This window comes from Actinobacillus ureae ATCC 25976, from assembly GCF_000188255.1.
In the GTDB taxonomy this organism is placed as follows: Bacteria; Pseudomonadota; Gammaproteobacteria; order Enterobacterales; family Pasteurellaceae; genus Actinobacillus; species Actinobacillus ureae.
Genome location: NZ_GL831080.1, coordinates 882,466 through 893,184, shown reverse-complemented (window position 1 = coordinate 893,184; position 10,719 = coordinate 882,466). Strand labels below are relative to the sequence as shown.

Genomic DNA, 10,719 nt, shown 5'->3' with positions numbered 1-10,719 from the left:
CTATCCCAAAAATTTTGCGGAAATTCGACCGCTTGTCATATAAATAGCTCTTGCATATCACTTTTAGACGATATTTTTTAATCCCAGTGAAACACCACTTTTAAACCTGTTGCATCTGCAAAATTTTGAATGGCTTTACGTAGTCCTTTTACTGATAAATTTATATACAGATAAAGACCTTCTTCAAGTTGAGTTGTATATTTCATCCCATTTGGTCTAAGACTTGGTTCGCTTCCAATACAATGCATCGGTGTTGGCTTTCCATTTAAACAAAACTCTTCCACTAAAGAACGATATTTAGGCTGTTTCAATAAAAATAAAAAGAAATTTTTCTGATTGTCTCGGTAACTTTTGCCTGAGATTTTATGTTTATCCAGTTCAATATAGATCTGAGCAATTTGGTTTTCTTCTTCCTCTGTCGCATAGCTTTCAAATATATTAATATGCGCAACTTCATCTAAGATTTCTTGAGCGATATTCCAAACATTATCTGCCTTGATCTTACTGGTTTTTTCAATAAAAGACGTATTCCCCGAAGTAGCATTATCTAATGTTAAATCGGTTTTCTGAAAAGCCTCAATTAATTTCTTCTCAAGATAATCCGTTTGTGATTTATCTAAATGCCCGTCCTCTCGCCCAAAGAAAATAATCTTGCTCCACCAATCTTTATTATCATTATGAGTGATTAGGCGATCATAAATTTTCCCACTAGCTTGCCCAACATAGCGCTGATTCTCACCTAATAAGATATAAATCCCTGCTCTATTCGCCTCCTCTAAATGTTTTAATGCTTTTAAATCTTCACGATCCGCAATCGCTAAGAACACCGGTTCTTTTGTATAAACCGTGATATTGTCTTTTGCTCTATCACTAATAATAACGGTATGAGTAACCATAAAATTTTCCTTTTACTCTTATAAAGTTTATATCAGTTATTTTATCCTAACTATTCCAAGAAAAAACTCACTCAGGCGAAAATTTTGTGTTTGACGGCTTAGCAAGCGGTCAATTAAAACCTGAAATTGACAAAGTGTTTGCTTTTGACGAAATGGCGGAAGCCCACCGTTATATGGAAAGCAATGCACAGATTGGGAAGATTTTGGTGAAGTTGTAAGAAAGAAATGCCGCCTGGTTTCAGACGGCGTTTTACATTTTAAAGTGCAGGCATTACTTTTGAGTTTATGGGCATAACCTAAACGATAGATTATTTTAAAATCTTTTATGGGTATAACCATAAAAGATTTTAAAATATAATCAACTATGACTTAAAACATTGATAATTGCTGAGTAGGCTGTATTGGTTGATGAGTTTGAACTACTCGTACAATTTGTTTTTTAGATTTTGACATTTCTAATGCTTTTTTAATACCGACCGCAATTTCATACGCTAAATTTACTGGCACAGCATTACCTATCATTTTATAGGCATCATTAGTATTTTTATAAATGAACTTAAAATCATCAGGAAAACCTTGTATACGGGCGACTTCACGGATTGTCATTCGGCGGTAAAGATTTTCCTTGCCTGCAACAAAACGATAGTCGTTTGTGCCATGCTTTTCCATTTTGGGGGCTTGCGGGTGCAACTGGCATTGCCTACCTGAAGCTTGCACTGTAAATCCCTGCTCATGCCATGCCTTCACACGGTTTCGACTCATAAAAATTGGCGAAAAACTGCCTGTAAAATATTCGTTATTATTGACCGCTTGCGGATTAGTTTGATTACGCTCTAACGCTGGAACAGCAGTATCTTTTAAATCCCAAATAATATCTTTTAATGAGATTTTTTTGTCATCATCAATCGTTGAACCGACAGGAAACTCAAAATCAATTCCCAAATCTTTACGATAGCCAATATAAAACACCCGTTTACGCTCTTGTGCCACGCCGTAATCCTTAGCATTGACCATTGTGAGTGTTACGTCATAGCCACACTCATCAAACATTTTCAGTAAATTTTGCACTGCTTCTGAATGGCGATTAGCTAGCATTCCACTCACATTTTCTGCTAAAAAGAATTTTGGTTGTTTGCTTTTTAAAATACGGATATAGTCAAAGAAAAGTTGTCCTCGAGCATCATCAATGCCACGCAAAGCCCCAGCTTCTGACCAAGACTGACAAGGTGGTCCACCAATAATGCCGTCAATTTCATCAGGGAAATCTTCTTCTTTAATATTACGAATATCGCCTTCTATCAAGCGAGTTTTTGGATGGTTAGCTTTAAAGGTTGCCCAAATGGTTTTATCGTATTCATTAGCAACAGGCACTTCAAAACCTGCTTTTTCAAAACCTAAATCTAAGCCACCACAGCCACAAAATAAACTAATTACTTTCATTACTCTCTTTTAAATAAAATAAGTGATAAGTTTTGCGTTTTTCAATTTCGCAGGATTATTGGGATCTTTAATTTTTACATCCGTGATTTTTAAATGATCATTTTGTAAATCAATCAATGTTTTTGTATTTGGAAAACTATTCCATTTTTCTTCATTGATAATTGCCATAAAATTAAAATTGTAATCGAAATTACGTTGATAAATATAATGAAATACTGTCCACGGATTTTCAATTCCCCACATTCCACGCACTCGCAAATAAGTAATACCTAATGGATCAACTTTATTCACTCTCCCTAGTTCTTTGGTTTCAGCAAATTCAACACCTGCTATACTTTCTACTCCTAATTTTATTGTTGATTTAATTTTTAAATAACAATCTTCATCTGCACAATAATCTTCGCCATAAACAAACGCTAAATGTTTTAAATTCACACCATCAACCACACCAACAGCATAAATCAAATCTTTTTCAACCCAATCTTCGGCATTTTTACAAGCGGTCGAAATCATCGGATTATTTGCAAGAAGTTTAGATTTTGGATAGCTACTATTTAAGGCTAAAGCAGAATTGTTATTTTCAATTTTCTTCACTTCAATCGCATCTCCATTTTGCAACATTGCATCGGGTGGATTGCTATTGTTGCCCAAATATGAAAAAACTTCGGAGATTTTTTCTAATCGTTCGGCTTCAGATAAGCCAAAAGTACCTGCAAAAAGTTCTTTTATATATTCTTCCAATGCATCACCAGCCTGATTGGCTCGGTTACGACTTTGGTAATGAGTGACTAATTCAGTTATTGGATTGCAGACTAAATTGATAATGGCGTTAATAATGTTCATAACATAAAAATCGATTTGAAAAATTTGTTTGCTAGTATAACAAAAATATCTAGTAACCGTTACTGGATAGGATGCTTAAGATTAAGATAAATAAAATTCATCCTATACAACGGCACATTCACCATCCAATCCTGTTCCCTAAAATCTGCCATTGAAAATCTGACCGCTTGTTCTGGTTGGAACTGTTCCACATACACTTTTAAACTTTTCGCTTTTAGGTTTTCTTCAGCTTTGACTTCAATCGGAATCACCGCTTGTTTGCGTTGCAAGACAAAATCCACTTCCGCGGTGCCTTTTTCGGTTGCCCAGTAAAACACGGGGTTTTCTTGAGTGGCAATAAGCTGTTGTAGCACATATTGCTCGGTTAAAGCGCCTTTAAATTCGGTAAAAATACGGCTGCCTTCAAGCAGAACGCTGACATCTAAATGGCTTTGAGCGGCAAGCAATCCTACATCTAATACATAAAGTTTAAATGCTCCGTCTTGATAGGCAGAAAGCGGCAAATACGGCTTTTTCACACGTGGCACGGAATGTACCAAACCGCTATCTCTCAACCATTGCAAGGCAATTTCGTAATCTTTACTTCTCGCCCCTTTTTGCAGGTGCGAGTAGATGAACTTTTTGTTTTCTTTGGCAAGTTGTTCAGGAATTGAAGCCCAAATTGACCGCACTTTTTGTACTGTCTGGCCATCTTTGATATATTTAGAAAAATCCTGTTCGTACGCCATCAATAAATTGCGTTGCACTTGGCGGACTTCATCAAAGTTTTGCGTTTCTACAAAGACTTTTACTGCTTCAGGCATTCCACCCACAAAATAATATTGGCGTAGCAAATCAATATAACTTGTTTTCATCGCAGAAATAAGCGACCAATCTTTGAGTTCCAGTAACTGCACTAAATCTTGCTTGCCAAGTGCGGTCAAAAACTCGTGAAAATCCATCGGATAAAGCGGTAAAAAATCCACCTTGCCCACAGGAAAAGAAACCCGATGCTGTAATGACACACCAAGTAACGATCCTGCCGCCACAATATAAAATTGCGGTGCATTTTCATAAAAATATTTGAGCGAAGATAAAGCCTGTGGTACTTCTTGTACTTCATCAAAAATAATCAGCGTATTTTCAGCTTGAATATCTACACCGCTTTCAATTTTTAAACCAAGAATCAAGCGATTGATATCATAATCGCCTGAAAATAATGTTTGCATTTGAGGGTTATTATCGAAGTTAATGTACGCTACCTTTTCAAAAGATTGCTCACCAAAACGCTTCATCGCCCAGGTTTTACCTACTTGTCTTGCACCTTGAATCATTAAAGGCTTGCGAGTAGGCTTCTGTTTCCATTTTTCTAAGGATTGAATAATTGTTCTTTGCATAATTTGTTTGTTTTCTATTCTTTAGAAACTATTTTAAAGCCAATCTTACATTTTTTCAAAGTAAAATTTGTGTTATAAACACATTTTTTCCAACGAAAAAATGTTAATAACACACTTTTCCAAATGAAAAATTAAAAAATATTAAAAATCTACTGCACTAGATAACTACGTTTACCACTAGCTTTTGAGAGAGCGAAGGAATAGTTAATTTTTACCGCAGTCTTATCTTTCTGTTAAAAACCTCTCACAAAACCCCAAAAAGGTTTTCATGATTGCAGATGGGTGGCAGTGGGCGGGATAGATGGCGTGGATGGGATAGGTTGGTGCCGAATAGTCGGACATCAGTTCGACTAAGCCGAATTTCTCTGTAAGTTCTTGTGCCATATAGTCTGGTAATTGGCAAATAGCATGCGCACTTTTGGCTTGGTGAGCGATAGCATACACATCATTAGAGGTAAAAATCGGTTCAATTTTGACCGCTTGTTCGCCCAGTTGTAATATTGCACTTTTCCGCCCTGCTCTTGCCCAGCAGGCAAATGGTAGTACGGTCAAATCTTGCGGAGTTTTCGGTGTGCCGTGCCGAGCAAGAAAATCAGGGTGAGCTACCAGCACTGCGTTTAAATCCATCATTTTGCGAGCAATTACGTTTTCCGTATGCAAATCGCCCATTCGAAACGCGATATCAATGCCGTCTTCAACCAAATCCAATATACGATCGGTCGCCTGACAATGCACTTTAACCTGCGGATATTCTGTCTGAAATGCAGCAATTGCCGCCCAAATTGGCTCACAAGCAGAAACGGTGGAAATACGCAGATAACCGCTCAACTCCTGCTGTTCACCAATAAAATCTTGTGTTGCTTGCGTTAAATTGTCTAAGCTCAAATAAACCTTTTCATACAGTTGCAAGCCAAGTGGGGTCGGTTTCACCCCTGTTTTGTAGCGGTCGAAAAGTTGGGTGGAAAGCGATTTTTCAAATTCCGCAATACGGCGACTAACCGTCGCAACTGGCATTGCAAGCTGTTCCGCCGCTTTAGAAAAACTCTCCGCTTGATAAACTGCCACAAACAGTCTTAGATTATTTAAATCCATTTCATCTTCTCATTTCTGAAAATCTTATTCTTATTTTAACATCTTCAAAACCAAATTTGAAAAAATATAATAGCCATATTCTTAGTCAATCCTAAGCAGGTTTCCATATGAAAAAATTTCTTAATATCAGTTTATTAGCTGCTAGCTTCGCATTAACAATGCCTGTAGCTTGGGCTGAGACACATACTACGCAAACAGTTAAAACCCAAGATGGACTAACATTACAGTTAACCAAAGATTATCCAGATAATCCGTCTAAGGCGGTATTGGTGATTTCACATGGCTTAGCAAGTCATTCAGGGGTATTTGGTAATTTTGCAGAACAGATGACCAATAACGATATTGCAATTTATCGCTTTGATGCTCGTGGGCATGGTAAATCGGACGGGCGCGATAAAATTCATATCAACAGCTACTTTGAAATGGTAGAAGATTTACGTCAAATCGTACAAAAAGCTAAGCAAGAAAACCCTAATGTGCCTTTATTTGTGATGGGACACAGCATGGGCGGACACATCACGGCGTTGTATGCGACCAAATATCCGAATGAAACCAACGGTGTGATTTTGGCGGCAGGCGTGTTGCGTTATCATCAAATGAATTTCGGCTATCTGCCACGCCCTGAACCTAAAGACAGCTTTGTCAGCGGAATGGTGGCTTTAACCACGTTGAATTTACCGATGCCGAAAGCCAATGACTAGGGTTTGTCGTTGCCGAATGATCCGTTGATGTTGGAAAATTTTTCTGTGTCGTTCGCTAATAGTTTTAAAGAAGGTGTGCAGTACTTGAAAGACAATGATAACAAATTTATTGATCCTGTATTGTTAGTTAGCGGCGATGCGGATTTATATGTTGTTCCCAAGGATGCTATTGATTTTTACCAAGAAACCAATTCCATCAATAAAAGCTTACGTTTATATCATGGGTTAGAACCCAAAGGCGATATTGTTGTAGATGATATTGTGCGTTGGATTAGCCAACGTGCAAAAAAATAAATGATGAAGAACAATGAGTTTATATCAGTCTGATTAATGTCTGATACCGTAACTAATTCAATTTGCAAAAAAGGACAAAAAAATGACCGCTTGTAGCCGTATTACTGACATTCTAGGGATTAAATTTCCCCTTGTACAAGGCCCGATGAGCTGGCTGACGGACGCAAAATTTGTTGCTGCTGTAAGCAATGCCGGAGGTTTAGGGATTTTAGGCCCGAATGCCGGCTTGCAGAAAGCACCGAAAACAACGGAAGATTTGCTCCGTATTTTCCGTGAAGAAATCCGTAAAACCAAAGCATTAACCGATAAGCCATTCGGTGCATCAGTGATTTTATCCTACGATTTCAGTACGATTGATTTGTTAGTAGATTTATTAATTGAAGAACAAGTGCCGGTTGCGTTAATCAACGGTATTGATGGCTATGACTACAAGCTGATGATAAAAAAATTTAAAGCAGCAGGCACAAAAAACATTTTCCGTCCTCATACACCGACAGTAGAAAATGCACGCTATGCGGAAGAAATCGGCGCGGATATTTTCGTCGTAACCGGTTTTGATGAAGGTGGTACAGTGCCAAACCAAGTGATCGGAACATTCTCTATCGTGCCGCAAATGGTCGATGCAGTAAGTATTCCGGTGATGGCAGCTGGCGGTATTGCTGATGTACGAGGTGTACGAGCAAGTTTTGCACTCGGTGCGGAAGGCGTATTTGTCGGTTCTGTGTTGTTAGCAACTGAGGAAAACCGTATGCATGAAAGCGTTAAGCAACTCGTTGTCGATAGCACGGCTCAAGATTTATTGTTATTCCGCACCCAACCGGCGTATTACCGCTCGCTACCCACTCAGTTAGCACATAAATTGGTGGAAATGGATGAAAATGGTGCAACGCGAGATGAGCTTGCCAAAGCACAAACCGGTGGCTATGGAATGCGTCAAGGTATGTTACTTGGCGATTTTGAGAAAGGCTATATTTCGGTAGGTAACGGTATTACTTATATTAAATCAATCCGTTCTGTCAAAAACGTGGTGGAAGATTTGATGCAGGATTTTGTATAACAACACTTTGTAATCAATAAAAAGCCCTGAGTTTTTTTGTTGATAGCCTTATATTAAAATAGTCTAGAATAAATATAACTTAAGTTTCTTATTGACAAAAAACCATCAATATGGTAGCATAACATTTAATTCATCTTGGCAGTTATGCTACATTTCAATTTAGTGAACTCTCACTATCTTATATTATCCTTATCTAGAAGGAGAATTTTCAAAATCCCCTATCTTGTAGGGTATCAATAAATCAATTTCTTTTTATATTGTACTTTTTTGTTATTTTAAACTTCAGAAATAGAGAAAAGTGTGGTCTTATTTTAGCTAAGAATGGAGCATAAGATGAGTTTCATTCAAGAACTTCGTGCATCAAGCACACTAAAAGCCCCGATTTTTGTGCCGACGGTGTTTTTTGTCGCTTTAGTGGCACTTTTTTGTTCGGTTTTTCCTGAGCAGGCACAAACCACTTTAAATGCTGTAAAACAGGCGGTATTTACCAACTTTAGTTGGTTCTACATTCTAGCAGGATCTATTTTCTTCCTGTTTTTGATGTTTTTATGTGTCAGTTCACTAGGTAGTATTCGTCTTGGTGCAGACACTGATGAACCGGAGTATTCCTTTATGTCTTGGATGGCGATGCTCTTTGCTGCCGGTATGGGGATCGGTCTAATGTACTTCGGTGTTGCGGAACCTTTCTCACATTACTTAAAACCTGTGCAAGAGGGGTTAAGTGAATCTGAACGTGTGAAAGAAGCGATGATGACTACGTTCTATCACTGGGGGATTCACGCTTGGGCAATTTATGCAGTCATTGCATTAGCATTAGCTTATTTCGGTTTTCGTTATAAATTACCTCTTACTGTACGTTCAGGCTTTTATCTATTACTGAAAAATCGCATTGCTGGTTTTTGGGGAAATTTAATTGATGTCGTAGCATTGTGTAGCACGATCTTTGGTTTAACCACCACCTTAGGCTATGGTGCAATGCAGGTGAATGCAGGTTTTAAATTCCTTGGTGTGTTAGATAGCAGCAGTTTTGGGGTATTAGCCATTACCGTCATTATTGCAATGACTCTTGCTGTAATCTCTGCGATTTCTGGTGTGGGCAAAGGCGTGAAAATTCTAAGTGAAACCAAATTAGTGATTGCAGGCTTATTATTAGTTTTCGTCATTGTTGCAGACCCTACTTTATTACTCTTTTCAGGACTTACCGAAAACCTAGGCTATTACTTTAGTTCACTTTTAGAGCTTAGTTTCCGCACTTTTGCTTATGAATCTGAAAAACAAGATTGGTTAAGTAATTGGACTGTTGTGTATTGGGCATGGTGGGCATCTTGGGCACCTTTTGTTGGGACGTTTATAGCTAAAATTTCGAAAGGACGTACCATCCGTGAATTTATTTTAGGTGTACTTTTTGTGCCTTCGCTGTTCAATATTTTATGGATGACCAGTTTCGGAAGTGCTGCAATTTGGATTGATCAACAAACAGGCGGCGCATTAACTGCTATCAGTGACAGTACGGAAGCCTTATTATTCGGTTTCTTTGATCAATTACCATTTGGCATGATTGCATCAACCGCTGCGGTCATTGTCATTTCAATTTTCTTTGTAACTTCTGCCGATTCAGGCATTTTTGTTCTAAATAATATCGCCTCACAAGGCACTGAAGACTCGCCAAAATGGCAAAGTGTATTTTGGGGTGTATTACTCGCCGTGCTTGGTTTGTCGCTGTTATATTCCGGTGGTTTAGGCTCGTTACAAACGATGACCTTAATTATCGCCTTACCGTTTATGGCAATTATAATTGTGCTATGTTTCGGTTTATGGAAAGGTTTAATGGTGGATAGCCAATATTCCAGCAAAAAATTCAGCCAAGGCAGTGGCAACTGGACGGGCGAAAATTGGAAAGAACGTTTAGAAAAAATCGTTAACCCAACCAATCGCAAAGATATTCGTCAATTCCTATTAAAAACCGCACGTCCTGCGTTTAAAGAATTAGTCGAAGAATTTGAAGGTCACGGTTTAACCGCACAAATGCGCTTTATTGATGGTAAAAATCCTAAAATTGAATTTGAAGTGGTAAAAGAAAACTTACGTAATTTCTTATACGGTATCGAGTGTCAATCTCGCGAGTTGTCAGATTTAGTGGTGGAAGACAGCAACGTCCCAAATATGGACGAAAGCCACGCCTTGATGACGGCTGATGTAGAAAATATGACTGAAACTGCATTGAATGAGGAAGAGAAGACAGAATAATTATTTGTAGGGCGGGTCTCGTACCCGCCTCTAGATTAAAATGTCTAACAAAAATTTAGGAGCTATTTTGCAAACAACCAAATTTTATTCGCTCTTTTCCGGTATCTTTTTTCTCTTTTTCTGCTATGGGTTATTCTTAAACTCCGCTGGTGTAAAACTTGCTGATATGGGCGTTAGCGATGTCGTGATCGGTTTACTTAACGCAGCATTTTTTGTAGGTGCAACACTTAGCGCTATTCTTGCCCATCGTATTGTATCCAGTGTGGGTCATATCCGTTCGTTTAGTGTATTTGGTGCAATCTTTGCTATTGCTGCACTTAGCCATATGATGATTGATAACCTGTGGGTGTGGGGCATACTGCGAATTATTTTAGGCTTCTGCAATTACAGTTTATTGTTATTAGTAGAAAGTTGGTTAAGCGAGAAAACCAATGTGGATACCCGAGGCAAAGCATTGGCAACCTATAATATTATTTGGGGCTGTAGTAGATTATCAAGAATGCTATACTACAAAAATGAAGATAACCCATTGTAAATTAAAGAAATCTATACAAAGAAGATTGCTTGAATTTTTTGTTGCAGAAGTGACAGCCAGAACAGCTGCAGATTTATTAGGCATTCAAGCCAATACAGCTGCTCTGTTTTACCATAAAATCCGTCAAGTCATTGACTACCATTTATCCCTTGAAGCCGATGCGATTTTTGAGGGTAAAATTGAGTTAGATGAAAGCTATTTTGGCGGTCATCGCAAAGGAAAACGTGGTCGTGGAGCT

Annotated in this window: 8 protein-coding genes and 3 pseudogenes; 6 read left to right on the top strand and 5 right to left on the bottom strand. The window is 38.2% G+C overall.

Annotation, left to right across the window (positions count from 1 at the left end; translation table 11 throughout):
• Nucleotides 1-77 precede the first annotated feature (77 nt).
• The gene (locus HMPREF0027_RS04345) at nucleotides 78-896 is read right to left on the bottom strand and encodes a GIY-YIG nuclease family protein (RefSeq protein WP_005622532.1); all 819 of its coding nucleotides are present in this window, start codon (nucleotides 894-896) and stop codon (nucleotides 78-80) included.
• Nucleotides 897-959: 63 nt separating this feature from the next.
• Here HMPREF0027_RS04345 and HMPREF0027_RS11650 point away from each other — a divergent pair.
• Nucleotides 960-1,114, top strand: a pseudogene (locus HMPREF0027_RS11650) (zinc-binding dehydrogenase); the annotation flags it as partial.
• A gap of 151 nt (nucleotides 1,115-1,265) precedes the next feature.
• On the opposite strand, the gene HMPREF0027_RS04340 reads toward HMPREF0027_RS11650, so the two are convergent.
• The 4 genes from HMPREF0027_RS04340 to HMPREF0027_RS04325 all read right to left on the bottom strand — a co-directional run bounded on the left by HMPREF0027_RS04340 (nucleotide 1,266) and on the right by HMPREF0027_RS04325 (nucleotide 5,647).
• The gene (locus tag HMPREF0027_RS04340; protein WP_005622528.1) at nucleotides 1,266-2,336 is read right to left on the bottom strand and encodes a DNA cytosine methyltransferase; all 1,071 of its coding nucleotides are present in this window, start codon (nucleotides 2,334-2,336) and stop codon (nucleotides 1,266-1,268) included.
• Between the two features lie 9 nt (nucleotides 2,337-2,345).
• Nucleotides 2,346-3,179, bottom strand: coding sequence for an NgoPII family restriction endonuclease (locus HMPREF0027_RS04335; RefSeq protein WP_005622526.1), 834 nt, complete (start codon nucleotides 3,177-3,179; stop codon nucleotides 2,346-2,348).
• 59 nt (nucleotides 3,180-3,238) lie between these two features.
• The gene (locus tag HMPREF0027_RS04330) at nucleotides 3,239-4,555 is read right to left on the bottom strand and encodes an ATP-binding protein (RefSeq protein WP_005622525.1); all 1,317 of its coding nucleotides are present in this window, start codon (nucleotides 4,553-4,555) and stop codon (nucleotides 3,239-3,241) included.
• 222 nt (nucleotides 4,556-4,777) lie between these two features.
• The gene (locus HMPREF0027_RS04325; protein WP_005622524.1) at nucleotides 4,778-5,647 is read right to left on the bottom strand and encodes a LysR family transcriptional regulator; all 870 of its coding nucleotides are present in this window, start codon (nucleotides 5,645-5,647) and stop codon (nucleotides 4,778-4,780) included.
• A 107-nt stretch (nucleotides 5,648-5,754) separates the two neighbouring features.
• Here HMPREF0027_RS04325 and HMPREF0027_RS04320 point away from each other — a divergent pair.
• The 5 genes and pseudogenes from HMPREF0027_RS04320 to HMPREF0027_RS04300 all read left to right on the top strand — a co-directional run.
• A pseudogene (locus HMPREF0027_RS04320) lies at nucleotides 5,755-6,642 on the top strand (lysophospholipase).
• Nucleotides 6,643-6,724: 82 nt separating this feature from the next.
• Nucleotides 6,725-7,699, top strand: coding sequence for an NAD(P)H-dependent flavin oxidoreductase (locus HMPREF0027_RS04315; RefSeq protein WP_005622520.1), 975 nt, complete (start codon nucleotides 6,725-6,727; stop codon nucleotides 7,697-7,699).
• A gap of 333 nt (nucleotides 7,700-8,032) precedes the next feature.
• Nucleotides 8,033-9,946, top strand: a complete 1,914-nt coding sequence (locus HMPREF0027_RS04310; protein WP_044024279.1) for a BCCT family transporter — start codon at nucleotides 8,033-8,035, stop codon at nucleotides 9,944-9,946.
• A gap of 67 nt (nucleotides 9,947-10,013) precedes the next feature.
• Entirely contained in the window at nucleotides 10,014-10,481 is a 468-nt protein-coding gene (locus tag HMPREF0027_RS11935; protein WP_052301764.1) for an MFS transporter, read from the top strand.
• Nucleotides 10,462-10,719: pseudogene (locus HMPREF0027_RS04300) on the top strand (IS1595 family transposase); the annotation flags it as partial. The gene HMPREF0027_RS11935 and the pseudogene HMPREF0027_RS04300, both read left to right, overlap by 20 nt.

Bases quoted from the DNA above. Each gene is read 5' to 3' on its own strand.
- HMPREF0027_RS04345 (WP_005622532.1), bottom strand. From the start codon at position 896: ATGGTTACTCATACCGTTATTATTAGTGATAGAGCAAAAGACAATATC.
- HMPREF0027_RS04340 (WP_005622528.1), bottom strand. From the start codon at position 2,336: ATGAAAGTAATTAGTTTATTTTGTGGCTGTGGTGGCTTAGATTTAGGT.
- HMPREF0027_RS04335 (WP_005622526.1), bottom strand. From the start codon at position 3,179: ATGAACATTATTAACGCCATTATCAATTTAGTCTGCAATCCAATAACT.
- HMPREF0027_RS04330 (WP_005622525.1), bottom strand. From the start codon at position 4,555: ATGCAAAGAACAATTATTCAATCCTTAGAAAAATGGAAACAGAAGCCT.
- HMPREF0027_RS04325 (WP_005622524.1), bottom strand. From the start codon at position 5,647: ATGGATTTAAATAATCTAAGACTGTTTGTGGCAGTTTATCAAGCGGAG.
- HMPREF0027_RS04315 (WP_005622520.1), top strand. From the start codon at position 6,725: ATGACCGCTTGTAGCCGTATTACTGACATTCTAGGGATTAAATTTCCC.
- HMPREF0027_RS04310 (WP_044024279.1), top strand. From the start codon at position 8,033: ATGAGTTTCATTCAAGAACTTCGTGCATCAAGCACACTAAAAGCCCCG.